We start from the raw sequence: 24,552 nt of genomic DNA on the forward strand, positions 1-24,552 counted from the left end.
CTCAACCTCACTCTTAATTCTCCATTATCAATTCTCACTTCTGCATTGCTTAATTATGTTTCTTATACTCTCTACCTTCTGTTTTATATCGTCTGCTCCGACAATTTCAGTAACCATTGCAATACATTTTGCTCCACGTTTTGCAACTTCAGCAACATTATTCTCCTTTATTCCTCCGATTGCTACAAAAGGGATATTTACGCTTTTTACTGCATATTCCAGATATTCCAGGCCAACAGGATCGCATACATCCTTTTTGGTAAAGGTTCTAAATATTGGTCCTACCCCGATATAGTCTGCTCCCCTGGCTATGGCATCTTGGGCTTGTAGAGGGGAATGAGTGGAAAGCCCGATAATCATCTCGTCTCCCACCAACTCCCTTACTTTCTCAATAGGCAAATCTTCCTGCCCGATATGTACCCCGTCTGCTTTTACAAGCAGCGCTATGTCAATATCATCATTCACGATAAAGGTAACTCCCGCCTGCCTGGTTAATTCTCTTATTTTTTTACACTCTTCATATTTATACAGCATCTTTTTGTCCTTCTCACGGTATTGTATTATTTTTACTCCTGCTTCAATCATCTGCTGTACTACTTCAATGTTATTCCTGCCTCTCGAATATTCTTCTGCTGTAAGACAATACAAGTCAGTGTCCAGTAAATTCTTTTTAATAATTTTATTAACTTTAGAAAAATACAATTTCTCAACTGTATAGGAATCATATCTGCAGGCTTCATAAACTTTTGATACTTCATAGTGCCCGGCGATTTTAAAGTTTTCTTCTATAACTCTTAACCCTTCCTGTACCCGCTTGAAATTACCCATGATTAATTCTTTTATATTTACTTTATTATCCAAATCATTTTTCTGCGAGATTTCAAGTCCCAGGTCATTTATCGAATCCCTATGGTCTAAAAAATCGGAGTAAAAGTTATTTGCTGATTTTCTCACTCGGTGCCGTATTTTTTTTATTTCTTCCGTAAGCTGTGGTTCTTCATAATAGAAACGGGCCAGATCCTCTAATACTCTTAACCCTTCAGCTACGCGGTTTATGTTAGCATCAATAATCCGGTAAATCTTATCCACTTTTTCACTTCCTTTCTATCGAAACTGCTGAAAAAGTGCTTGATCGGTCAGGGCTTCGACATGGGGACAGTTCCTCAGTCGCATGAAAACCGCATGCGACAGACGAACCGTCCCCAAGCCGCCTCCCTTCTTACTATGCAAACATGACTTTTTCAGCAGTTTCGAACCGTACCCAAGCCGCATTCCTTCTCACTGCTAAACCAGACTTTTTTAGCGGTTTTGGTTTTACTCCTCACTGTCCACTCCCCACTATTTTCTATTAATCTGAATCTTAAATGGTTTGCCAGTCTTTAAATACAGGCTGGTAACCCAACCGTAAAATTGCTTCTCTCATTTCCTGAACGCTTCGCTCATCAGATATATCAAACTGTCCTGTATTTTCTTCCTGCTGCGTATGCCCTCCCACTGCCGTGCTGGAACCGGCAGACATTTTTGTTACACCCAACCGGATAATATTATCTCTAAATTGTGCATTTTCTCTCGTAGAGATGGTAATTCCTGCCCTGGGCATAAACAACCGGAAAGCTAACATTATCTGGACCATATTTTTATCACTGACAATACAATTAGGCTGAAAACCTCCCACATGTGGCCTTATTCTAGGTAAAGACAGGCTAATCTCTGTTTCCATATAGCGATTTTGAAGATAATTAGCATGTAAGCCTGTAAAAAAAGCTTCCCTTCGCCACTCTTTGTCCAACCCCAGGAGTGCACCTATATTTACTGAACGCATAAAAGCTTTACACGCCCTCTCAGGAGCATCCAATCTGAATCTATAGTCTTTTTTGGGGCCCTTCAAATGAAGCTGGTCGTATAGTCCTTCATTGTACGTCTCTTGATATATAGTGAATGAATCTACGCCTGCTTTTATGAGCCGCGCATATTCCTCTTCCTCCAGCGCGTAAATTTCTATCGCTATGGAAGTAAAATATTTTCTTAATATCTCAATACAATCTTCGAGATATTCCAGAGAAGCTATTTTTTTTGCATCTCCCGTAAGAATCAGGATGTGCTTTAATCCTGTAGCAGCAATTGCTTTTGCTTCAGCTTCAACTTCATCCAGTGTGAGCTGCTTTCTTTGTATTTTGTTTTTAGTATTAAATCCGCAATACAGGCACTGGTTAGTACAATAATTAGACAAATATAAAGGCGTATATAGCAAAATGGTCTTACCGAAGTTATGTATTGTAAGCGTATGCGCTTTTTGTGCCATCTCTTCGAGATATTTTTCAGCCCTTGGAGATAGTAAAGCCAAAAAATCCAATACTGTCAGTTTATCTTTGTTTATAGCACTTTGCACCTGGTAGTCAGTAACACTTTTAAAAAAATCATTAAATTTAAAATCTTTATATGCTAAATATTCATTGTAAAAGCTCATTCGTCATTCCTTCTTTTTATGCATTAATATCTACTCGTGTAGAAATCCCGTCAGTGGAGATGAGGCCCTCGCATAATCCGCTGTAGCACCTAAGCCGGCTAAATACGCCTGTCTGCCTGCACTTACTGCTTTACCAAAGGCTTCGGCCATCAGGACAGGATTGCTTGCGCTGGCTATTGCCGTATTCAATAGACATGCTGCCGCTCCCATTTCCATCGCTTCACATGCATCTGAAGGTTTACCAATACCTGCATCTACAACGATGGGAAGCGGAATTTCGTCAATTAGAATCCTGATCAGCTCTTTTGTTTTCAACCCTCTATTGGTACCGATGGGGGCACCCAAAGGCATTACAGCTGCTGCTCCTGCTTCTACCAGCTTCTTTGCTACCATGAGGTCGGGACTGATATAAGGAAGTACTACAAATCCTTCAGCTGCCAGTACTTCTGTAGCTTTAATCGTTTCATAACCATCGGGAAGAAGATATTTATTATCTGAAATGACTTCAATTTTAATCCAGTTACCACAACCGGCCGCCCTGGCAAGTCTTGCAATTCTTATTGCTTCCTGGGCATTTCTTGCCCCGGATGTGTTGGGAAGCAACTGAATGTCTTTTGGTATGTAATTTAAAACATTATCTGTTTCTGAATCAAAATCTATTCTTCTAAGAGCGACAGTGATTACCTGGGCTCCAGACTTTTTTAAAATCTCGGGAATAAGTGCATCAGAAGAATATTTGCCTGTTCCAACGAACAAACGGCTGTCCAATTCTTTCCCGCCAATGACCAGTTTATCATTCATATCGTCAACCCCCTCCTACAAACCTTAAAACTTCCAGGACATCGTTTTCTTTTAACATAATGTTGCCCCAGTTTTCTTTTCCGATAATATCATAATTATGTTCTACAACGACAGTGTTAGGATCGATTCCTTTTGATTTCAGCAAATCAAGCAGGCTCATTTCATTTTCCAATGTTTCCTTTTTACCATTAAGCGTTATAACCATTTTTCCTCTCCCCCCAATACAAAAAATTAAAGCTTACCCGAAGGTAAGCCTTATTATCAATTATCAACTCATATGCTTGCTTCCCTACGGTGGTACTAACCACATCAGGTTCAGAGGGTTAGGATTTCTCCTTCTCAGCCATATGGCACCCCTAGCTGCCATTATTTAATTTTCATTGCTCTTTATCAATAAGTATACTCCAATATTTTCAATTTGTAAAGCATTTTGTATACAAATTTGTTTACCTTCACAATAAAACTAAACAAACGGTTAAACTGGCCGCCGTCTTAAACTTCGGATAGCAACTTCGTGTTCACCTAAAATTTCACATTATACACTAATTCCAGGATGTCGAAAATATCTCTTATCTTTTTTCTTTCATGCAAGGTCTCTTACTGTGCCATCCTGTCCTGTTGCTGATAAACAGCAAAGTTAGATTTACTTTGTGCTATTCTTTTCCATTCCGGCTTCCGGTTGTTAAATACAGTAATGTATTCAAAACCTGCTTCTCTTGCAATTTCAATTCCTTCTTCAATTCCTTTGCCTACATCAGCAGCAGAATGGGCATCAGAGCCTACGGTTATTACCTCACCACCCATATACCTGTACAATTTTACAATATCTAACGAAGGCAGGCAGGATTTCGAATGCTGTCTTAACCCTGACGTATTGATTTCTATTCCTTTACCATTCTGTATTAATATTTTAAATATTTCTTCCAGGTCTTCCCTGTATTCCATCAGAGAAATGACAATTCCATGGATTGCAGCATAACGTTTTGGTAAGTCCAGGTGCCCGATACAATCAAACCTGTTCCACTGTGCAAGTTTTTTTAACTGTCTTAAGTATTGTTTGCAGTAATATCTTACATCTGCATTTTTATAATCTATCTCCCCTACATCTATATCTCCGGGTATTTTATGTGCCGAAGCCAGTACATAATCATAGGGATAGCTCTCTATCAGCCTGGTACTATACTCAGGGTACATGTGGGGCTGCCCCAGTTCCACTCCCGTTTTTATCTTTAGTTTATTCTTATAAACTGCCCGTGCCTTCATAACATCAAATATATAATATTCAGGATTATATTGTTTATATTCCTCATTCCCCTCAACAGGCTCAAAATGATCTGTAATCGCAATTTCATTCAAACCTATTTCTGCTGCTTTTTGGCACATCTCTATGACGGAATTTTTTCCGTCAGTTGAATTACTCGAATGCATGTGATAGTCACAGAAATACATTGTTACTCCCCTCATTATATAATGTAAAAATTTAATGTAAAAGTTTTTGGTACTTATGACTTTCCAATACTATATTACCATGTTTTTGTAAATAATATATTAAATTTTTATTAAATTTAACGCATTGTGCTAGCTAAATTATATTCCAATCACTGAGTTTCAAGGCTAAGAGTCTGTAAATTTGCTCCGGGTCGCATCAAACTCGCTATCGCTCAAACAGGTGATGCGACTTCTCCTCCGCTGCATTAACAGACTCTAAGCCTTTTCACAACGTTCTTTCCATATAATTTAGCTAGCACAAAAAGTTAAATTTAATGTTCCAGAGTGTTAAATTCATCCAGATTCATTACATTGACAGGCGTAGGGTGCTCAATTTCATCCCTGGCAATAAGGAATATTTCTGATAATTTCGCTCCATCGGACAGTGCCTCTACAACCTCATCAATAATTTCCAGGGATTTCTCTTCGTCTTTATATTTATAAATCAGATTACGTATATTATTATATACCTCTTGCTCGTCAGTTGCATCTATTTCATTCTTTAGCATGTCTGTAAACGTATTGCTTAACTTGTTTTCACCGTCTTCATACTTTTCCACTTCTTTTATAACCGAATAAAGATTTATATTTTCTATCTCGTCCATAAAAATACACTCCTTTTTATAAGTTTTTTTATTATTAGCATTACCAAATAAAGCAGGTAATTTTCATGGAGATTGTTGGCTAAAAACAAAAGAGCTGCCAGCCTTTTAGTCACGTAAATAATACACATTTAAATACATTGTTTTGTACTGAAGGGCTGGTTGTAAAATTTGTTTTATGATATTATATCAATAACCAGTATAAAATTAAAAAATAAATTAATGCAGTTATTGATGAAATTAAGCAACTTTAAATCATAATATTTACTTTAAAGTTGCTTAATTATAAACTATATTTAGTCAAACAATATTATAATAATAGGGTATATATTTTATGCTATTTCCGTTTAACAGGAGTTGAAAAAAATATGGATTATGGATATATTCGAGTAGCAGCGGCTGTTCCTGACCTTAAAGTAGCAGATTGCAAATATAATGCCGGGAGAATTATTTATCTGGTTAACGAAGCTGTAAAAAACAATGTGCAGGTAATTGCATTCCCCGAGCTTTCCATCACAGGTTATACTTGTGCAGATCTGTTCCACCAGCACTTGCTGCTGGATAATGCAGAACAACAGCTTGGTGAAATTCTTAATATTACTCAGAACACCCAGATTATTATTATTATTGGTTTACCTGTTAGAGCTGACAGCCAACTCTTTAACTGTGCAGTTGTTTTACAAGCTGGAAAGATTTTAGGTGCAATTCCTAAAACTTACATACCAAACTATAGTGAATTTTATGAAGAAAGATGGTTTGCATCTTCTGTGAATGCAATAAGTGATTCCATCGTCTTTTGCAACCAGAATGTGCCCTTTGGTCCAAACATACTTTTTAAAGACGGAAAATTCTGCTTTGGAGTGGAAATATGCGAAGACCTCTGGGTCCCTATTCCTCCCAGCAGCTTTCACTGCCTGCATGGTGCAAATGTAATATTTAATCCTTCGGCTAGTAACGAAGTAATTGTTAAAAATGAATATAGAAAAGAGCTGGTAAAGCAGCAATCAGCACGCTGTATGGCAGGTTATGTCTACGTTTCAGCCGGCGGCGGGGAATCTACTACAGATGTCGTCTTTGCCGGTCATGCAATTATTGCTGAAAATGGCTCTGTCCTCTCGGAATCAAAGCGTTTTTGTGAATCAGAACAGCTTATTATTAATGAAATTGATATAGACCGTTTAGCCTCTGACAGGCAGAAAGCTACCAGCTTTATGGGACTTATGGGAAGCAATATTAATCTGAATAGAAACTATAAGGTAGTGAACTGTCATTTAAAGAATGCCGACATTCGTTCTCTTCACAGAAAAGTAGATCCTCATCCCTTTGTCCCTCGAGGTAATTCTGAAAGAGACCAAAGGTGCGAAGAGATATTCTCCATTCAGGTAGGAGGACTGGCAAAGCGTATCAGCCATACCGGGTCCGAGACTGCCGTCATCGGAATTTCAGGCGGTCTGGACTCTACCCTGGCACTTTTGGTAACCGTAAAAACCTTTGATAGGTTGAATATGGATAGAAAAAATATTATAGGTATCACGATGCCTGGTTTTGGAACTACAGGGCGTACTTATCATAATGCCCTTAATCTTATGAAGTCCTTGGGGGTAACAGTTAGAGAAATTAATATAAAGGATGCATGTATGCAGCATTTTAAGGATATCGGCCATGATCCCGGAATATGTGACGTAACTTATGAAAATACTCAGGCAAGGGAGCGTACACAAATTCTCATGGATATTGCCAACAAGGAAAAGGGACTGGTAATAGGTACCGGTGACCTGTCAGAACTGGCTTTAGGCTGGGCTACCTATAATGGCGACCATATGTCCATGTATGCAGTGAATTCAGGAATCCCAAAAACTCTTGTACGCTTCCTGGTACAATGGGTTGCTGAAAACCTGGTTGACGAGAGTTCCAGGGAAACTTTACTGGATATACTGGATACTCCTGTAAGTCCTGAACTGCTGCCTGCAAATGAGAAGGGGGAAATTGACCAAAAAACTGAAGACATCGTGGGTCCTTATGAACTTCATGACTTTTTCCTTTACCAGGTTGTAAGATTCGGATTCAAACCTGCCAAGGTCTTATTTCTGGCTGAGATTGCATTTAAAGATAAATATTCAACGAAAATAATAAAGAAATGGTTGAAAGTATTCTACCGCCGTTTCTTTACGCAGCAGTTTAAAAGGTCCTGCCTCCCGGACGGACCTAAAGTAGGTTCCATCAACCTCTCACCGAGAGGTGACTGGCGTATGCCGAGCGATGCGAGCTATAGGCTGTGGATGGATGAGTTGGAGAATATTTAACCCTTCATAAATCCCTTAACTTTCACCACTGAGCTGTCACCCATACAGGCGCACAATTATGAAAAGGGATGACTGCCACATCATCCCTTCACCGCTCCTGCTGTCATTCCCTGTATTATCTTTTTATAGAATAAAAGGTAAATAATAATAACTGGCAGGACAGCGATCACCAGTGCTGCCATTAGCTGAGTATAATTGACTGAATATTGACCGTTGAAATTGGTCAATCCTACCGGGAGTGTCTTTAATTTCTGACTTTTTACAAGGATAAGTGCAAAAGGAAATTCATTCCATGCATTTAAAAATGACAAAATCAATACTGTTGAGATAACAGGACGGCATATGGGCAAAATAATTCTCATAAGGGTGGTAAAAATGGGGCTGCCGTCTATTACTGCTGCCTCTTCAATTTCTACAGGAATGGATTTTATAAAGCTCTCCAGCAAAAACACCGCCATAGGAAGTCCAAAAGCTATATACGGCAATATAAGCGTAAACCGTTTATCCAGAAACCCAAGCCACTTAAACTGGATGAAAACCGGAATAAGAAGGCTGTGGATTGGTATCAGCATTCCGGATAAAAAAAACACGTATAAAAAATTGCGCCCCCTAAACTGATACCGTGATAAAAAATATCCGGTAATAAATGCAATGATTATAATGCCTATTACTGAAATAATACTGATGAACAAGCTGTTAAAGAAGTAAATCTGCATTTTACCTACTTTAATCGCTTGAATATAGTTATCAAATTGAGGTTTTAATGGCATTGAAATGATATTTAATGAAAATTCCTTTTGCGTCTTAAGGGATGAATACATCATCCATATTAATGGAAAAATACATGTAAAAGAAAACAACATCATCACTATATTTAATAAAAAGCCTAATATTTTTTTTATTATCAAGCTATGCTTCATTCTTGTTACCTCCCATTATCTTTCTACTCAAAAGGATGAGGGTAAGACTTAGAAACAAAATGCCAATGGAAATTGTGCTTCCATACCCAAGCTTAAACATGATAAGCGAATTATTATAGGCATGCTGTGCCATTACCATGGAGCTTTTCCCGGGACCTCCACCGGTCATGATATAAATATGGTCAAATACCTTCATATTTCCCGAAATGCACAGCATAATTGCTACTTTCAATGTATCATATAGGAGCGGGAGAGTAATATACAAGGACTTCTTTATTCCAGTAGCACCGTCAATATCGGCTACTTCAAAGATATCCTTTGGGATACTCTGTATGGCAGCCATAAAAATGATTAAATAAAAACCGATATACTGCCAGATAATAGGGATGGTAACTGTATAAATAACATAACGAGGATCGTCAAGCCATGGTAATATTAGAGATTCCAGGTGAAGAGCTTTTAAAAACCAGTTTAATAAACCCAAATCCTTATTATAAATAATTGTCCAAAGAAAACCTACTACTACAGCAGATATAACAACAGGCAAGAAAATAACGGTTCTATGGAATTCTTTAAACTTTAATAACTTAGACATTAATAGTGCAGAAATAATAAATGCAATACCTATCTGTCCAATAATACTTAAGACTGTAATAATTATATTATTTTTGAATGCAAACCAAAAATCTATATCTTTGAGCAAAGTCATGTAATTTTGCAGTCCGACAAACTTCATATTTGCCCCGCCGGACCAGTCAAACAAACTATATCTAAAAGATAAAAACAGCGGAAAAATAACAATAAAGGAATATATAAGTATACCTGGTAATAAAAATGCTATTAAAATGTGTGCTTTTGGTCTAATTAATCTACTATTCATTGCTAAAACTCCTTATTGAAAGTTCTCCGAGAGTAATCTCTCTCGGAGAACACTCTTATACATTAATTTTAAAATTTTTTAATCAGATTATTTAATTTTTAATTTTTCTCTACACTCATAGCATATTTATTTATATTACTGTTTCTCATACTCTGTCTGAATCTTTTTTGCAAGGTCTTCTGGAGATACAACATTAATAAGAAGTTCTTGTAATCCACTATTCATTACTTCAATTACAGGAGGTGTGAGCTGAACATCGTATACCGGCACTACTTTAGTATTTGAAATCAACTCGACGTATTTTACTGCCAGAGGAGATAATTTACTTTTATCGTAGCTATCAGGGTTAACAGCAGGCATAGCATTATTTTCAACAGCAATTTTAGCAACATCCTTATTCATTAATGCTCTTAACAGAGCTTCTGCCGCTTCTTTTTTTACTCCATTTAATTTACTGTTCATATTGTATGCCCATCCGGCTCCTCCTGAAATAGCCTTCGAATCTCCTTTTCCACCTTTAACAGCTGGAAGAATGGTTAACTCTGTTGCATCAATAACTTCTTTTGGGGCATCGGCAACCACTTGGCTAACAGCCCATCCACCCTCAAAAAACATGGCAGCTTTCCCATTATAATAAAGAGTCCTTTGCTGTTCATTGTCAATACTGTTCATATCCGTGTTAAAGGCACCCATTTTTGCAAGCTCTTGCAAAGCAGATAATGCATTTACAAATTCAGGATCTGTAAATTTTGCTCCTTGTTTTTCTTTTATGCTTAAAAACCAATCAGTACCTGTAAATCTATCACCCAAAGCACTTAAGATACAGGATTCTGCTACCCATTTTCCTTTATTCCCTAATGCTATTGGTACATAACCCTTTGCTTTTATTTTTGTAACTGCATCCTTAAATTCATCCCAGTCTTTTGGAAATGCTGTAAAACCAGCTTCTTCAAATATCTTTTTATTATAATAAATTGCATGTGTGCTCATCATCTGGAATGGAATACCATAAATCTTGTCATCAATTGTAAAATCATCAAATACTCCTTCTTTAAAACTATTTTTCCATTCAGGATCTTTATCCAATAAATCATTTAGAGGATTTATAAGTTTATTTTCAATAAAAGTAGAAAGCATTGATCCCTTCAATAAAAATAAATCCGGTAATTCGTTCGCTGCTGCTAATGTTTTAATTTTTGTTTCATAAGCATCAGGAGAAAGTATTTCTTCTTCAATCGTAATATTAGGATTATCTGCCTTATATTTTTCCATTGCAGCTACAAATGCTTTACCATTGCCAGCTAGATTGTCTCTAACGAAATAGTTTATAAAGGTTAATTTTACAGGCTCTTTTTTCCCATCAACACTTTGCTTGCCAGATTCAGGTTCAGTTTTCTCTGATTTTTTTACGCCACAACCTGCAAAAGTCAGCAGCATTGATGACACAATAACAATAGATAAAAGCTTTAAAATATTTTTTTTCATGAATGTTCCTCCTCTGTTATATAATTTTTAATGATAGGGCCCTAAGTTTTTTATATACTTATTGTAAGTATTATAATACTAAATAGAAAGGGGATAATTCTATAAAAACATCAGAAATATTATACAATTTTTCTGTTTTTGAGAGCAATAATATTTTTTAACACATCTGGTACAATTATTATCTTTTTCTTTAATCGTCTATAATGTATAATATAAATAAATAAAAAAGTACTTATGAGGTGATAAGAATTTTACAAAAAAAATTCTTTAGTCTTCAATATAAGGTGGCAATATTTTCGCTTGTTTTAATAATAGTTCCGCTTTTGACGGTAGGAAGTATTTCTTATGTAAAATCATCAGAAATCCTCCAAAACAAAGTCAGTCTGTCAAACCTAAATACCGTTAGGCAGATCGCTAACAGTATTGAGCTCATTTTACAAGATGTCAACGATACCTCTTTGCACTTACTGCAAAATGAGCAAATAAGGGATTTTTTAAAACTATCTGAAAATGAACCGCGTGAAAATATTCATAAGTATAACATCAAAATTCAACAAACAGTAATGTACCTGCTTAATTCCAAAAAATATATACATTCAGTATATATAAAAGGCTTTAATGGTATTACCATTGATTCCAAAGGAATTAACTATCAGATGGATGAAAGCATTAAAAAACAAATTATTGAATTAAGAGGCGGACGTTTATGGATATCTGATGAAATCGTCAATTATGATAACACTACAACAAACGTTTTTTCCCTCGTAAGAATAATGAATGATATCAACAATATATCTAATAAGCTTGCAATCATGAAAATCAACATTGACGAGGGACAAATCTCAAATATATATAAAGACAAGATCATCGGTGAAAAAGGTGACTTTTTTATCATAGACGCTCAAGGTAAAATTATCTCCGCCTTAAATAAAGATGTACTGGGGAATCTGCTTCAAAACGAGTTGGTCAATAATATGACAGACACTGCAAAAGATGGTTATTATAAAGTCAAATTGAATGATCAGGATTTTCTAGTCACATATTATCATATCGATGTTACCGGCTGGACACTAATTAATCTCGTACCACTGGAAGAACTGCTCAAAGAAAATATTGTTATACAACGGGTTATGTTGCTTGGAATTATAACAAGCTTTATCATATGTCTTATATTCGTAATCATATTTACTATAAAAGTACTTGGCCCCTTAAAACAAGTCCGAATATTGATGGGCAGCTTGGAAAATGAAGACTTCGACGTCAGCATAGATATAAGCGGAAATGACGAAATTGCCCTGCTTGGCAGCAGCTTTAATAAGATGTCTAAGCGTCTTAAAGAACTTATGAATGTGGTGTATGTAGCGCAAATAAAGCAGAAAGAAGCAGAACTGAAAGCTCTCCAGGCACAGATTAACCCTCATTTTCTCTATAATACGCTGGATACCATATACTGGATGGGAAGAATGGAAAATGCTTTTGAAACTTCCAGACTGGTTGAAGCCCTCTCCAAGCTTTTCAGATTAAGCTTGAATAAGGGAAGTGAATTTACCACTGTTAAAAATGAAGTAGAACACCTTAAAAACTATATCATTATTCAGCAAAAAAGATATGAAGGCATGATAGACTTTTCTATCAATGTATCGGAGGAAACTCTAGATTGTAGAGTAGTAAAATTAGTTATTCAACCTTTAGTAGAAAATGCAATCTATCATGGAATTGAAAAAAAGGGTGAATCAGGTAAGATTGATGTATCTATCCGAAGACATGGCGATAAATTATTATATATCATCACCGATGACGGAAACGGTGCTGATGAAAAAGAGATAAATGAATTGCTTCAAAAGGTTGAAGATAATAATCGCGGATTTGGAATAAAGAATGTAAATGATAGAATAAAACTTTACTTTGGTGAAGAATATGGCCTTAAGTTTTACACTATTCCCAGTATGGGAACTAAGGTAGTTGTTACCCAGCCATATGTAAAAGGAGAAGGTTGAAATGATCAATATAATGATAGTAGATGATGAACCATTCATCAGGAAAGGTATTATTACTTCTATAGACTGGCAAGCATACGATATTGAAGTTGTCGGGGAAGCAAGTAATGGTAAGGAAGCCTTGACAAAAGCACTTGAACTTAAGCCTCATATTGTGCTGACAGATATCCGCATGCCTATTATGGATGGATTGGAATTTTCAAAACTGTTAAAAGAACAACTGCCAGGCACAAGAGTAGTCATCCTGAGTGGTTATGATGATTTTGCCTATGCTCGGGAAGCTGTACGTCTCGGGGCTCGCGACTACCTTCTCAAACCGGCAGGCGCTCAGGAACTAATTAGTCTGGTTCTAAAATTAAAAGAAGAAATTGTTAAGGAGCAAGAAAGAAAAAGCAAAGAAATTACTAAAAACATAGCTTTTAATGCTAATTTTCAACTTATCAAATCGAATTTTATGAATAGTATATTAAAAGGAGAATATAACAATTATAATACAATCATTCAAAAAGCAACTACATTGGAACTAGACCTATCCGGCCCGGAATATCAAATCGTTGTAATTGATATTGACGACTATGTGTTAATCACTGAGGATTTGCCGGCTAGAGACAAAGAAGCCATGAAATTTGCTGTTTTAAATATTTCGGAAGAAATATTTAAAGCAAAAGCTTCTGCACTTGTCTTCTATAGCGAATTCGATTACTTGATAGGCTTGATAAATATAAACAATCACAATAAATTATGGACAATTGAGGCATGTAAGGAAATTCAATATCATGCAGCAAACCACCTTGACCTATCATTAACAATTGGGTTAGGAAATGCGTATAAAAGTCTCACCAAAATTTCTGAGTCATATAAAGAAGCACTTATTGCTATGAGAAATAAAGCGTTTAGAGGAAAAGGAAGTATTATTCACATTAATACAGTTAATAGTAATGCTTCCTCCATGCCTTTATTATACCCTACAGAGGAGGAAAAGGAATTATTAACCCAATTGAAATCACTAAATACCAGCAAGTTGGATGAAATAATCGATAAAATATTTTCCAGATTTATAAATTCTCCGGCAGGCTATAATGAAATTAAAAATATTTGCATACGGCTGATTATCATGTCCATAAGTACGTTAGAGGAAATGGGCATTAATGTTGAAAAAAGCCTGAGTAATAATTTTTACCCCCATATTGAAATTGAAAAGTATGAGTTTATAGAAGATTTAAAAAGCTGGTTAAAAAATCTTTTTGATAAATTTATATTTCTAATACAAGATAATAAAACCCAAAAATATAAGAATATCGTCTCAGTTGCAATACAGTATATTGAGCAGTATTACCATGAAAATATTGCACTCGCTGATATTGCTAAAGTGACTTATGTAACTCCTAATTATTTTAGTAGAGTTTTTAAGGAAGAAACAGGAGAAAATTTCACCGAATGGCTCAATCAGTTTAGAATTGAAAAGGCAAAGCTTTTGCTCAGGGATGTTAAAGCAAAAACATATGAAATTGCCGAAAAAGTAGGATATAACGACTACAAATACTTTTTCTATAATTTTAAAAAGTATGCCGGCTGCAGTCCTAAGGAGTACAGGGAATTAAAAATATGATTCAAAAGGCATATAAAAAGGGAATGTAAATAATTAAGTGTATTTGATTTATCTAAGTCCTTCTTAAGCAAGAGGTTTAGATATTCATTTAGTTTACAGAATATTACAAGTACATCTTTACATTAGATAGTATTGCCAATTTTGTTCAAGTTTATGCATACATTTGAATAATTTTGGCAATAATTTTGTAAAATGGTGTATTTTATGTTCTTGTCAAAGATCAATTTTGTGAGGTCTAGCCCGTGCGGCAATGAGCACCGGTTTTCTTTGCTTCTTTCTTTTTTCGTGAAAAGAAAGAAGGGGCCCTTGGGGGCGGTGGGGGAACTGCTCTACATGTAGTTTTCCAGCCGCCCCGGGAAGAGGATCAGTAGTTGGCTTAGTACTCTATCCCAATTCCTATAACGCTGTGTCCATTTTTGCATTACGTTCTTTGATGCAAGATACAGCATCTTTTCCAGCGAAGCATCTGACGGGAACATTGTCTTGGACTTTGTAACTTTTCTATATTGTCGATGCAAACCTTCTATAATATTAGTCGTATAGATAATCTTGCGTACTTCATCAGGAAACTTATAAAATGGACTTAATACATCCCAGTTGTTTTCCCAACTGCGTATTGCAAAAGGATAGCTTTTTCCCCATTTGTCTTTAAGTTGATAGAGTTTCTCTAAAGCAGCTTCTTCATTGATAGCATTGTATACTCCTTTAAAGTCCTTACTAAATTCCTTAAGATCTTTATAGGATACATATTTAAAGGAATTGCGCAGTTGATGAATAATACACCTTTGTACTTCTGCTTTGGGATAGGCAGCATTTATTGCTTCTTTTAGACCTGTAAGACCATCTACACAAAACAGTAAAATATCCTGTACACCCCTGTTTTTAAGGTCATTCATTACACCCAACCAGAACTTAGAGGTTTCGTTTTCACCTATCCATATACCTAAAATATCTTTAGTCCCGTCTACTGTTATACCTAGCACAACATAAGCTGCACGATTAAGAATACGTCCGTCATCACGAATCTTATAATGGATGGCATCCATAAATATGAATGGATATATTGGTTCTAGGGGTCTTTGCTGCCACTCTCTGATCTCAGGCACAATCCTTTCGGTAATTTTACTTACCATTTCGGCTGAAAGGTTAATACCATAGATTTCTCTAATTTGTTCTTCTATGTCCCTGGTTGACATACCTCTGGCATAAAGCGAGATAACCTTTTCCTCAATGCCTGATACATTACGTTGATACTTAGGAATAATTTTAGGCTCAAACTCACCATTACGGTCTCTTGGTATCTGGATGGGTATCTCTCCAAATTCACTCTTTATCGTTTTTTGATTATATCCATTACGGCTATTATCAGTGGTTTTATTCTTGATATCATTCTTGGAATATCCTAATTGTGTTTCAATTTCAGCTTCAAGCATTTCTTGAATAAGGTCCTTGAAGATATCTTTTAGATAGGAACTGATATCTCCTACATTTTGAAAGTTGTTCCCTTTGATAATATCTCTAACCTGTTCTTTTGTTAATGTTGACATAAAGAATCTCCTCCTTAGCTTTAATTATTTCTAATTCTTGCCAAGAAGGAGATATTTAATCATCTATACACTAAATTTTTTACATCCTCTATAAAAAGTGTGTGCGGATAACCGCACACACTTTTTATATGCCTTATTTTATCTTCTACAACGACGTTTTCTTTAATGTAATATTTCGATTGGGTAAGTTTTGTGGCGACCATACAATCTTATACGCTGTGAGTAAAGAAACGAAACAAGCAAGCAAAACAAAAATGGCTACAGACTTTCTAACCTGAGTCTTTGACACAAACATTCCCCCAACTTTTAAGTTTTTTATCTATTTTTATCTAGTATTATATATATTCTACATTTATTATAAAATTCCTTCTTTTGTTGGGGATTTTTTTGTTATTTTAACTAAAATATTTTTATATTTCTCAATTATTTCTCTTCGTACTATTTAGTGCTGCTACTTTTATGTTTAACTGCTCAATACTATTTTTTATACTTTCTATTATAATAACTTTCTCTTGTCCAGGCATAAGGTCAAAGTAATTGTCACTTACCTTCATGTCGTCGATAAGATATTGGATTTTAACAAATTTCGCAAAATTGTCAGTCTTTATCTTTAATTCTTTTTTGTTATCTGATAGATTCCTAATCTCAGTATGCAAGGAACAAGGCGGCAAATTCAAATCCTTATAGTCTTTAAAAAACATGATATTGGAATCAATACTATCATTATTAGGAGTTACATATAGGAATTCAAAATTCGTATACGTTACATTTAATCTATTTTTTGAGAATTCTTTCACTTTAACGGACACATTTGCTGGAACAACCACCGGTATCTGCTCATAATACTCAGTGTTTCCGAAGAAATCTTTGAGTCCAACCTCCAGCGTGTCTGCGTACTCATTTAATGTATCATTGGTAACCCATAATGAGACGATATCAGAACCCTCTTCTTTAAATGATAGCAAGATGGGTTTGAATACTCTCTTGGTGTAGTAGAATCCTGCTTTAGGTCTAAGATAGAAATCTACAATACTCCAGCTTAAAACAGGCCAACAATCATTAAGCTGCCATATCAGCGCGCCGCTGCATTCCGGCTTTCTTCTACGATAGTGCTCAATTCCGAATTTTAGTCCCTCTGCTTGCGCTAACATAGAATAGTCTATATATTCATTCAAATCAGAAGGTAAACCGGTGTAGTCCTCCATTAACAATATTCCTCTGTCCGGCCTCTTATCCCTGTTTCTATACCTCAGCTCAAAACTTCCATAATATAAATCTTTTTCAGGAATACAGTCTTTGAGTGTTTCAAGCACAGGGGCGGCATGCATACCGAACTCCGATATGAATTTACCCATATCTTGTGTGAACCTTTTAAATGAAATTCCCGATGGCGTATTATCCTGACGCATTGGTTCACCTTGCTTGTGTGGATATACTTGCCCCGCCCAAACCTGCCAATTATGCTTATCCCCTTCTTCATCACTATTGGGGTCATTACCCCCAAATGGAGAACTCGGCCAATATAATCTTGTAGGATCAAGGCTGGACAATAACTCCGGCATGAGGTCATGGTATATCTTCTCTCCATACAGCCTCATATCTTTTAGTTCAGGCATTTTTTGGCCATGAATCCACTGTATCTCGTTATTGCCGCACCATATGGCAAGGCATGCATAATTTCTAAGAGCTTTTACTACGTATATAATTTCTTCTCGTACATTATTCATGAAGTCATGATCGAAATCCGGGTAGGATGAGCATGCAAACATAAAGTCCTGCCATACTAGAATACCCTGCTTGTCACACTCCTGGTAGAATATATCTTTTTCATATATTCCCCCGCCCCATACTCTTAACATATTCATGTTACATTCTTTGGCAGTGTCTACCCATTTAACATAGGTTTCATTTTCTATCGCCCCTATGAAATTATGTGCGGGAATCCAATTAGCACCTTTTGCAAATAACTCCACTCCATTGAGTACAAAAGTAAACCTGTTGTTTCCTTTACTATCTTTTTGCTTTACTTCTAATGTGCGAATACCAAATTTTGTAACGTATTCATCAATTACATCATTATGCTTTTTCAACCTGATAACAAGGTCATATAGGCAGGGGTCACCTAAATCGTGTGTCCACCACAGTTTAGGGTTTGTAACACTCAACTTTAAGGATGCACCATCACTTATCGGTACAACTTCATTTATTTTCTCATTGCCATAAATTAGTTCAACTTCTGCTACGAGCTCTACATCCTCTTTAAACGCTTTTGCATTTATATCTATCGAAACTTCAGCTATATTATTCTCTACTTTTTCTGTACGTACAAATACATCTTCTATTTTTGCTATATCATAGATATTCAATTCCACATCTTTCCATATACCGACCGTAATAATCCGTGGACCCCAATCCCATCTAAAATTCATCTGAGCTTTTCTTACCCAGGCCCTGTTACGGTTATAAGAATACCACATTTTATCGTAGTTTTTCCTGTTGGTTACGGAAATAGTTGAATCAAATTTAACAGCAATATAATTTGCTCCCTGTTTTAATTTTTCTGTAACATCAAAAACAGCAGGGGTAAACATGTTTTCATGTTTTCCAATCTTCTCTCCATTTAGATAAACAGTAGCAAAAGTATCCAATCCATTAAATTTAAGTTCAATAGTCTTATCGGCATATTTATCTTTATCAAAAATGAACTCTTTGTGATACCACCATATTTTATCTTCTATCCACCGGCATTTTTCAACATTAGTAGAAAAAAATGGGTCTTCTATCTTTCCATGCTTTAGAAGCGTTGAATGCACGTCCCCGGGAACATCCACATCCAACCAACTGTCAGTATTCATATCGGTAGATACAATTTCATGGTCACAAGCTGAGTCTTCGAAGTATTGCAATTTCCAATGCTCATTTAGTAATACTTTCATTAATATTTCCCTCCAGCATTAAAACCCGTTATTCTTTATAACATCTTTATACCAAAGTGCACTTCTTTTCCATATCCTTTCCTGTGTTTCATAATCTATATAGATTAATCCGAATCTTTTGGTATATCCATGAGCCCACTCGAAATTATCCATTAACGACCATACATAATAGCCTTGGACATTTACTCCTTCTTTTACTGCTTTAGCGGTTGTTTCAAAATGCTGTTTCAGGAAATTCAGCCTGTCTTGGTCCTCAACAATACCGTTAATCGGTTTACTGTCTTTGAAGGCTGCTCCATTTTCAGTAATATAGATTAGCGGATTATTATAATCCTTTTTAATTCTCATCAATAGGTCATATAAGCCCTGTGGATACACTTCCCAGTTCATTTCGGTGTATTGGCCTTCAGGTTTAACTTCATCAAACAGAAGTACAGGGTCAATATTTCCCTTTCTTACTACTTTTCTGAAGTAATAATTAATTCCCAGGAATTCCGCCGGATTTGCGGCAATAATTTCCATATCACCCGGTTGTATAACAGGGGAATTCAACTTTTCCTTGTAAAAATTCAACATATCTTGGGGATACTGCCCCTTAAACGCAGGGTCAAGGAACCACCGATTGTGATATCCGTCAACCAGCATGGCAGTTTCCGTATCTTCAAATGAATCAGAAGCTGGATAAATCGGATAGAGGTTAAGGGTTATACCGATCTTACCTGTTTTGCTGTTGAGTGCCTTATAGGCCTGGACAGCTTTCGCATGGGACAGCATCAAATGGTGGGATACCTGCACAGCTAACGAAAAATCGGTAAATCCCGGCGCATGCCTGCCCTGACGGTGTCCTGCAAAAGCAACGCACCAAGGTTCATTATGGGTAATCCATTTATTTACCCGGTCACCTAATACTTTAAATATGCTCTCAGCATATTCTGCAAAATAATCGGCAGTATCATGGTTTGACCAGCCTCCCGAATCCTGGAGAGCTTGCGGCAGATCCCAGTGGTAAAGCGTTACAGCCGGATCAATCCCGTTTTCCAGCAACTCATTAATCAGCCTGTCATAAAAGTCAATCCCTTTTTGATTCATTTTGCCTTTACCTTCCGGAAATATTCTCGGCCATGCGATAGAAAATCTATAGCTTTGAAGCCCTATTTCCTTCATTATCTTTATATCTTGCTTATACCTGTGGTAATGGTCGCAGGCTACATCGCCAGTATCGCCATTTGTTACTTTACCGGGCGTATGGCTGAATCGGTCCCAGATGGATTCTCCTCTCCCATCTTCATTTACTGCGCCTTCAATTTGGTATGAGGCTGTCGCTGAACCCCATATGAAATCTTTTGGGAAAATGATTAGACTCAAGGTAGCACCTCCAATAAAATGTTAGTTATACAATGGAAATCAATTAACCTTTTACAGCTCCGGCAGTCATTCCGTTTATTACCTGCTCCTGCGTGAACTACCACCGAGACAAGCAACGGTGGCTTCGTGAGAGGTTTGGTATTTAAGTTTCCACCTTAACAGGCAACCCTTACTCTCAACGGGGAAGACACTCTCCCTTTATCCCTCATAGTTTTTACTATTTCGGGAATACATTTCTCTTCTTTTCTTAGTATATTTAAACTTCCATTAACATCTGCATTTACTAATCCAAAGTTTGATTTAAAAAGTCCTCTAACTACTCTACGAGTTTTGTTATAGTATTTTTTATTTATAGGTTCTAAATCGAAAGCACTGCATCCACTTGTATAACTCTCTTCCTTAAATTTAACCTCAATCCCTTGTAATTTAGCCTTATACTTAATTAGTTCTACTAATTTTTGTATAGGTATTTGAACAAACGATTTATTATAATTCATATTTAGTTTAAGTCCTTCAATTTTGCCTATAACAATTTTGTAAACATTATGCTCTATTGCTTTATCTATAATATTTTTACTTACTTTATGAAGATAATCATTGATATAATTTTCTCTGTATCTTCTTAATGAATTAATCATTTTAGTATTTTTGAATTTATCAGAACCTATTTTTTTCATTTCAATACTTTGATAATAAGAAATTTTCTTATTTACAAAAGCATTTATACTTTTAAGTTTTTTACCACAAAACAAGTAACTTTGATTACCTTCTTTAAATGTTAACGTTGCAAGATTATCTAAACCTAAATCTATAGCCATAACATTAGTTTCTTTTGCTTTTTCTAATTCTTGCTTATTGTAAATTATAATTAAATACCATTGTTTTAAAGAATTATCCCACTTAATTCTTACTTGTTGTATCTCATCCCAATTTATAAGGCTTTGAAGTTTATCTGAAACCTCAAAATTTAAACTCTCTACCTCAAATTTTTTCTGAACTGTTTTGGAAAGAGATAACATTAGCCTATTTTCTTTAAATCTTATAGCAAGATTGGTAAATATAATCTCATTCTTTCTTTTATCTGTATTTTTAAATTTTGGAGGTTTTGGAACTCCATTATATTTACTTTTATTCTCCTTATAATCTTTAATACTTGCAAAATAAGATTCCCAATTTTGCTCTACCACTTTAAAACAATGTTGTCTTGTATGGCTATGTAAATAATCACAGTGCCAATTATTTTTATATATCTTTTCAATTTCAACATAAGGCTTAAATCCATTTTCTCTTAAATCATAATTAACTATGTTATAGAGTTTTGTTGTATGAAATGATAATTCTTCTATAATCTTTAATTGTTCTTCGTTTAATTTAGGTTTAAATTTGAATGCTAATTTCACTTTTTTCACCTCCTTTACATTTTTATCTATGTATTTATTTTAACATGTCATTGATACATGGTCAACTATGTGGTAAAATTAATTTGTACTATTTAGGAGGTGCTTAAAATGGCAAGAAAAAATATTAATACAACAATAGATGAAGATTTATATACTGAAATTAAAATATTGGCTATTAAATTAAAAGTCAATGCTAACGACTTAATCGAAGAAGGTATGAAATATGTCATTGAAAAATACACAAACCAAGACAACAAGCCACAGTAAATATAATATCAATTACCATATTGTTTTCTGTCCTAAATATCGTCATAATATTTTTAGAAATGAATTAGAATATGAATTATCAAAATGTTTCAAAGTAATATGTCATTGCTATGGATACGAACTTATTGAACAAGAGATAATGCCTGACCATCTTCATCTTTTCATATCTGCTCCACCAACTGTTGCTCCAGTAGATATAGTTAGAAAACTAAAAAGCATATCTGCTAATGAAATATTTAAAGGCTTCCCAAAATTAAAACAATCCAAGTTTTGGGGAAGTGGATTATGGAGTAGAGGATATTATATTGGTACTGCTGGAACAGTATCTTCTGAAACAATCCAAAAGTATATACAAAACCAAAAGAATGTTTAATTTTTAGGCATTTAACCTAAAAATTAAAGGCACAATTCATCCTCCGAGATAAACAACGGAGGTTTTCTTGTGCCAATATTATAAACAAGCAACCCTGGCTACATTTAACCCTTTCCCACCTGCTGTTGCCGTCATATCCCGCGGCCGAAAAACTTCTCCTACTTTAAAATCGTCTACTGCATAAACTTTATCAATGGCAGGGTTCATATTAATAGCTAAGATTATTGTACTCCCCCTGTTCTATTGAGAATCCATTGGATAACACACAAGTCTTAAGATTATTCAACAACTACACCCTTCTTGATAATGATATTGGCATACAAAGCTTTCTCACCTGTTGCTACAACTGCATAGGCATTTTTAGCCCTTTCATAGAAAGCAAACCTTTCAACAAATTCAATTTTATTGGTAACCGGTTCATGCTTTTTTACGATCTCCTTGTAAGTATCCCAAATTATAGGCTTAACAGTGTCCCCAGGTACAACTGCCATTAGCGCAACTGGCGCTTCCGCATAAGAATCCAGCGGAAAGAATTTCAGAACTGCATCAAGAAGTTCAGGGACATTATGTCCGTCACATCTTACAAGCCTTTTCGCAATGCTTGCAGCCGGAAAATTACCGTCTGCAATTACAAGCTCGTCTCCATGCCCCATTTCCATCAATATTTTTAAAAGTTCAGGTGATATAATTCCTGGTATTCCCTTAAGCATATAAATCTCTCCTTTTTTACTTAACTCGGTTATATCGATAACCAATATTAAAGTTAAAAATAAATTAATGTAGTTATCGATGAAATTAACCAACTTTAATATCTAAATATTTAGTTTTAAAGTTGGTTAATTATATTGATAACGCACTTTAAAATTAGAAATAAATTAATGTAGTTATCAATGAAATTCGCGAAGTTTGTATTAAGGAAATATTGAATTTTAAACTTCGCTCATTATAAAGATTTACTCTAAACAATTGATTTTTTATTTGATTAAGTAATAGAACCCAGGTATATCTTTACTCATTATGTTACCTGGCATATTACTTCTTATTTCTTCAACGAGAAGACTTTAGATGGAAGCGCCTATTACGGAGGTGTAATCTCTCCATTAAGGTCCCACAGGTCTTCCCAGCTCTGGCCATCCTTCCACAAGAATACCTGTCCCTTGATAAGGCGGCAATTCTTGTCAATCCCCTCAATCTCTTTCATTTCTTCATCCGTAAGCGGGTCTGTCACTGTACACTGAAGGCTACTCAGGTACTGATCACGGCGTATTGAAAATGGTATCGGTATCTGCCCGCGTTGAACCGCCCATTTAATGCAAACAACAGCCGGGTGGACATTCAACCTCTGGGCTATTTTGACAATGACAGGATCTTCAATGTCAACGGTGTCATTCTCTGTCTTATCACGGTCAGGACGGTTTGGTGAACCGATAGGGCAGAAGCCAATGGGCTGTATACCGTTGTCGATACAGTATTTGAACAGTTCTGGCTGTTGGAAATGAGGATGCAACTCCATCTCATTGCATGCCGGCTTGATTTTAGCATCTCTCAGTAACAGTTTCAACTTTGGTATCGTCATATTGGATGTACCGATGTGCCTTACCAGCCCCATCTCCACCAGCCTCTCCATCTGGCGCCATGTCTTCATATAATTCTCATGGATATATGGCTTAGCATCAGGACTGCGTGAGTCAACACTACATCCGGGTGCATGGTAGTTCGGAAATGGCCAGTGGATAAGATACAGGTCCAGGTAGTCCAACTTCAGGTCCTTGAGCGTTTTCGCACATGACAGGAGGACATCTCCTTCGCCGTGCATATCATTCCACACTTTTGAGGTAATCCACAGCTCTTCGCGTTTGATACCGCCTTCCATGGCTTCTTTTAAAACAGGACCGATCAAATGCTCATTTCCATATACGGAAGCACAATCTATATGTCTGTAGCCAACGGAAATCGCACCTCTGACGGCTTCTGCAATTTGTTCCCCTGTGAAGCGGTCAGAACCAAACGTACCAAGCCCTACACCAGGGATTTTAGCTCCGGTATATAAGATTCTTTGGGGAACCTTGTTTGGGTCTACTCCATCACTAGCGATGGTGAATTTTTGTTTTT

At 35.9% G+C, this 24,552-nt stretch carries 21 protein-coding genes and 1 riboswitch; of the genes, 5 read left to right on the forward strand and 16 right to left on the reverse strand.

Annotated elements, in window-relative coordinates:
• Window positions 1-27 precede the first annotated feature (27 nt).
• From CIB29_RS08115 to CIB29_RS08140, 6 genes are all read right to left on the reverse strand, one after another.
• Entirely contained in the window at window positions 28-1,089 is a 1,062-nt protein-coding gene (locus CIB29_RS08115; RefSeq protein WP_094548579.1) for a thiamine phosphate synthase, read from the reverse strand.
• 271 nt (window positions 1,090-1,360) lie between these two features.
• Entirely contained in the window at window positions 1,361-2,467 is a 1,107-nt protein-coding gene (gene thiH / locus CIB29_RS08120) for a 2-iminoacetate synthase ThiH (RefSeq protein WP_094548581.1), read from the reverse strand.
• 30 nt (window positions 2,468-2,497) lie between these two features.
• On the reverse strand, window positions 2,498-3,268 hold the full coding sequence (locus tag CIB29_RS08125) for a thiazole synthase (RefSeq protein WP_094548583.1): 771 nt from the start codon (window positions 3,266-3,268) through the stop codon (window positions 2,498-2,500).
• 4 nt (window positions 3,269-3,272) lie between these two features.
• Window positions 3,273-3,473, reverse strand: coding sequence for a sulfur carrier protein ThiS (gene thiS, locus CIB29_RS08130; protein ID WP_094548585.1), 201 nt, complete (start codon window positions 3,471-3,473; stop codon window positions 3,273-3,275).
• 64 nt (window positions 3,474-3,537) lie between these two features.
• Window positions 3,538-3,636, reverse strand: a riboswitch (TPP riboswitch).
• 229 nt (window positions 3,637-3,865) lie between these two features.
• The gene (locus CIB29_RS08135) at window positions 3,866-4,717 is read right to left on the reverse strand and encodes a histidinol-phosphatase HisJ family protein (protein WP_094548587.1); all 852 of its coding nucleotides are present in this window, start codon (window positions 4,715-4,717) and stop codon (window positions 3,866-3,868) included.
• A gap of 311 nt (window positions 4,718-5,028) precedes the next feature.
• On the reverse strand, window positions 5,029-5,361 hold the full coding sequence (locus tag CIB29_RS08140) for a hypothetical protein (RefSeq protein WP_094548589.1): 333 nt from the start codon (window positions 5,359-5,361) through the stop codon (window positions 5,029-5,031).
• A 365-nt stretch (window positions 5,362-5,726) separates the two neighbouring features.
• Here CIB29_RS08140 and CIB29_RS08145 point away from each other — a divergent pair, with 365 nt between their 5' ends.
• Entirely contained in the window at window positions 5,727-7,661 is a 1,935-nt protein-coding gene (locus CIB29_RS08145) for an NAD(+) synthase (protein WP_094548591.1), read from the forward strand.
• Window positions 7,662-7,741: 80 nt separating this feature from the next.
• On the opposite strand, the gene CIB29_RS08150 is transcribed toward CIB29_RS08145, so the two are convergent.
• The 3 genes from CIB29_RS08150 to CIB29_RS08160 all read right to left on the reverse strand — a co-directional run bounded on the left by CIB29_RS08150 (window position 7,742) and on the right by CIB29_RS08160 (window position 10,946).
• Window positions 7,742-8,581, reverse strand: coding sequence for a carbohydrate ABC transporter permease (locus CIB29_RS08150; RefSeq protein WP_094548593.1), 840 nt, complete (start codon window positions 8,579-8,581; stop codon window positions 7,742-7,744).
• Window positions 8,571-9,461 carry a carbohydrate ABC transporter permease gene (locus CIB29_RS08155; RefSeq protein ID WP_094548595.1) on the reverse strand — a complete coding sequence of 297 codons (891 nt, stop codon included), beginning with the start codon at window positions 9,459-9,461 and terminating at the stop codon, window positions 8,571-8,573. Before CIB29_RS08155 ends, CIB29_RS08150 begins: the two co-directional genes overlap by 11 nt.
• Window positions 9,462-9,596: 135 nt before the next feature.
• The gene (locus CIB29_RS08160; protein ID WP_094548597.1) at window positions 9,597-10,946 is read right to left on the reverse strand and encodes an extracellular solute-binding protein; all 1,350 of its coding nucleotides are present in this window, start codon (window positions 10,944-10,946) and stop codon (window positions 9,597-9,599) included.
• Window positions 10,947-11,230: 284 nt separating this feature from the next.
• Between CIB29_RS08160 and CIB29_RS08165 the strand changes: the two genes are divergently transcribed.
• Window positions 11,231-12,943: a sensor histidine kinase gene (locus tag CIB29_RS08165; protein WP_242965112.1), complete on the forward strand. Its 1,713-nt coding sequence runs from the start codon at window positions 11,231-11,233 to the stop codon at window positions 12,941-12,943.
• Between the two features lies 1 nt (window position 12,944).
• The gene (locus CIB29_RS08170) at window positions 12,945-14,552 is read left to right on the forward strand and encodes a response regulator transcription factor (RefSeq protein ID WP_094548599.1); all 1,608 of its coding nucleotides are present in this window, start codon (window positions 12,945-12,947) and stop codon (window positions 14,550-14,552) included.
• A 329-nt stretch (window positions 14,553-14,881) separates the two neighbouring features.
• On the opposite strand, the gene CIB29_RS08175 is transcribed toward CIB29_RS08170, so the two are convergent.
• The 4 genes from CIB29_RS08175 to CIB29_RS08190 form a co-directional block, all read right to left on the reverse strand.
• A complete protein-coding gene (locus CIB29_RS08175; RefSeq protein ID WP_094548601.1) occupies window positions 14,882-16,099 on the reverse strand; it encodes an IS256 family transposase in 1,218 nt (405 codons plus the stop codon).
• Between the two features lie 419 nt (window positions 16,100-16,518).
• On the reverse strand, window positions 16,519-19,035 hold the full coding sequence (locus CIB29_RS08180; RefSeq protein ID WP_094548604.1) for a beta-mannosidase: 2,517 nt from the start codon (window positions 19,033-19,035) through the stop codon (window positions 16,519-16,521).
• Between the two features lie 18 nt (window positions 19,036-19,053).
• Window positions 19,054-20,400 (reverse strand): GH1 family beta-glucosidase, encoded by a 1,347-nt coding sequence (locus CIB29_RS08185; protein WP_094548606.1) that lies wholly within the window; start codon window positions 20,398-20,400, stop codon window positions 19,054-19,056.
• 155 nt (window positions 20,401-20,555) lie between these two features.
• On the reverse strand, window positions 20,556-21,800 hold the full coding sequence (locus tag CIB29_RS08190) for an RNA-guided endonuclease InsQ/TnpB family protein (RefSeq protein ID WP_094548608.1): 1,245 nt from the start codon (window positions 21,798-21,800) through the stop codon (window positions 20,556-20,558).
• Window positions 21,801-21,908: 108 nt separating this feature from the next.
• Between CIB29_RS08190 and CIB29_RS08195 the strand changes: the two genes are divergently transcribed.
• Together CIB29_RS08195 and tnpA are read left to right on the forward strand one after the other, a co-directional pair.
• Window positions 21,909-22,067: a ribbon-helix-helix domain-containing protein gene (locus CIB29_RS08195; RefSeq protein WP_094548610.1), complete on the forward strand. Its 159-nt coding sequence runs from the start codon at window positions 21,909-21,911 to the stop codon at window positions 22,065-22,067.
• A complete protein-coding gene (gene tnpA, locus CIB29_RS08200) occupies window positions 22,024-22,440 on the forward strand; it encodes an IS200/IS605 family transposase (protein ID WP_094548612.1) in 417 nt (138 codons plus the stop codon). Before CIB29_RS08195 ends, tnpA begins: the two co-directional genes overlap by 44 nt.
• A gap of 78 nt (window positions 22,441-22,518) precedes the next feature.
• Here the strand turns inward: tnpA and CIB29_RS19435 are convergent, their stop codons facing one another.
• The 3 genes from CIB29_RS19435 to CIB29_RS08210 all read right to left on the reverse strand — a co-directional run bounded on the left by CIB29_RS19435 (window position 22,519) and on the right by CIB29_RS08210 (window position 24,535).
• The gene (locus CIB29_RS19435) at window positions 22,519-22,647 is read right to left on the reverse strand and encodes a hypothetical protein (protein ID WP_278335836.1); all 129 of its coding nucleotides are present in this window, start codon (window positions 22,645-22,647) and stop codon (window positions 22,519-22,521) included.
• A gap of 71 nt (window positions 22,648-22,718) precedes the next feature.
• Window positions 22,719-23,150, reverse strand: a complete 432-nt coding sequence (fucU, locus tag CIB29_RS08205) for an L-fucose mutarotase (RefSeq protein WP_094548614.1) — start codon at window positions 23,148-23,150, stop codon at window positions 22,719-22,721.
• Between the two features lie 368 nt (window positions 23,151-23,518).
• Entirely contained in the window at window positions 23,519-24,535 is a 1,017-nt protein-coding gene (locus CIB29_RS08210) for an aldo/keto reductase (protein ID WP_094549166.1), read from the reverse strand.
• Window positions 24,536-24,552 lie beyond the last annotated feature (17 nt).

The sequence above is a fragment of the Petroclostridium xylanilyticum genome (genome assembly GCF_002252565.1).
Lineage (GTDB): Bacteria > Bacillota > Clostridia > SK-Y3 > SK-Y3 > Petroclostridium > Petroclostridium xylanilyticum.

Bases quoted from the DNA above. Each gene is read 5' to 3' on its own strand.
- tnpA (WP_094548612.1), top strand. From the start codon at position 22,024: ATGTCATTGAAAAATACACAAACCAAGACAACAAGCCACAGTAAATAT.
- CIB29_RS19435 (WP_278335836.1), bottom strand. From the start codon at position 22,647: ATGAACCCTGCCATTGATAAAGTTTATGCAGTAGACGATTTTAAAGTA.
- CIB29_RS08135 (WP_094548587.1), bottom strand. From the start codon at position 4,717: ATGTATTTCTGTGACTATCACATGCATTCGAGTAATTCAACTGACGGA.
- thiH (WP_094548581.1), bottom strand. From the start codon at position 2,467: ATGAGCTTTTACAATGAATATTTAGCATATAAAGATTTTAAATTTAAT.
- CIB29_RS08180 (WP_094548604.1), bottom strand. From the start codon at position 19,035: ATGAAAGTATTACTAAATGAGCATTGGAAATTGCAATACTTCGAAGAC.
- thiS (WP_094548585.1), bottom strand. From the start codon at position 3,473: ATGGTTATAACGCTTAATGGTAAAAAGGAAACATTGGAAAATGAAATG.
- CIB29_RS08155 (WP_094548595.1), bottom strand. From the start codon at position 9,461: ATGAATAGTAGATTAATTAGACCAAAAGCACACATTTTAATAGCATTT.
- CIB29_RS08175 (WP_094548601.1), bottom strand. From the start codon at position 16,099: ATGTCAACATTAACAAAAGAACAGGTTAGAGATATTATCAAAGGGAAC.
- CIB29_RS08140 (WP_094548589.1), bottom strand. From the start codon at position 5,361: ATGGACGAGATAGAAAATATAAATCTTTATTCGGTTATAAAAGAAGTG.
- fucU (WP_094548614.1), bottom strand. From the start codon at position 23,150: ATGCTTAAGGGAATACCAGGAATTATATCACCTGAACTTTTAAAAATA.
- CIB29_RS08195 (WP_094548610.1), top strand. From the start codon at position 21,909: ATGGCAAGAAAAAATATTAATACAACAATAGATGAAGATTTATATACT.
- CIB29_RS08150 (WP_094548593.1), bottom strand. From the start codon at position 8,581: ATGAAGCATAGCTTGATAATAAAAAAAATATTAGGCTTTTTATTAAAT.
- CIB29_RS08160 (WP_094548597.1), bottom strand. From the start codon at position 10,946: ATGAAAAAAAATATTTTAAAGCTTTTATCTATTGTTATTGTGTCATCA.
- CIB29_RS08170 (WP_094548599.1), top strand. From the start codon at position 12,945: ATGATCAATATAATGATAGTAGATGATGAACCATTCATCAGGAAAGGT.
- CIB29_RS08125 (WP_094548583.1), bottom strand. From the start codon at position 3,268: ATGAATGATAAACTGGTCATTGGCGGGAAAGAATTGGACAGCCGTTTG.
- CIB29_RS08145 (WP_094548591.1), top strand. From the start codon at position 5,727: ATGGATTATGGATATATTCGAGTAGCAGCGGCTGTTCCTGACCTTAAA.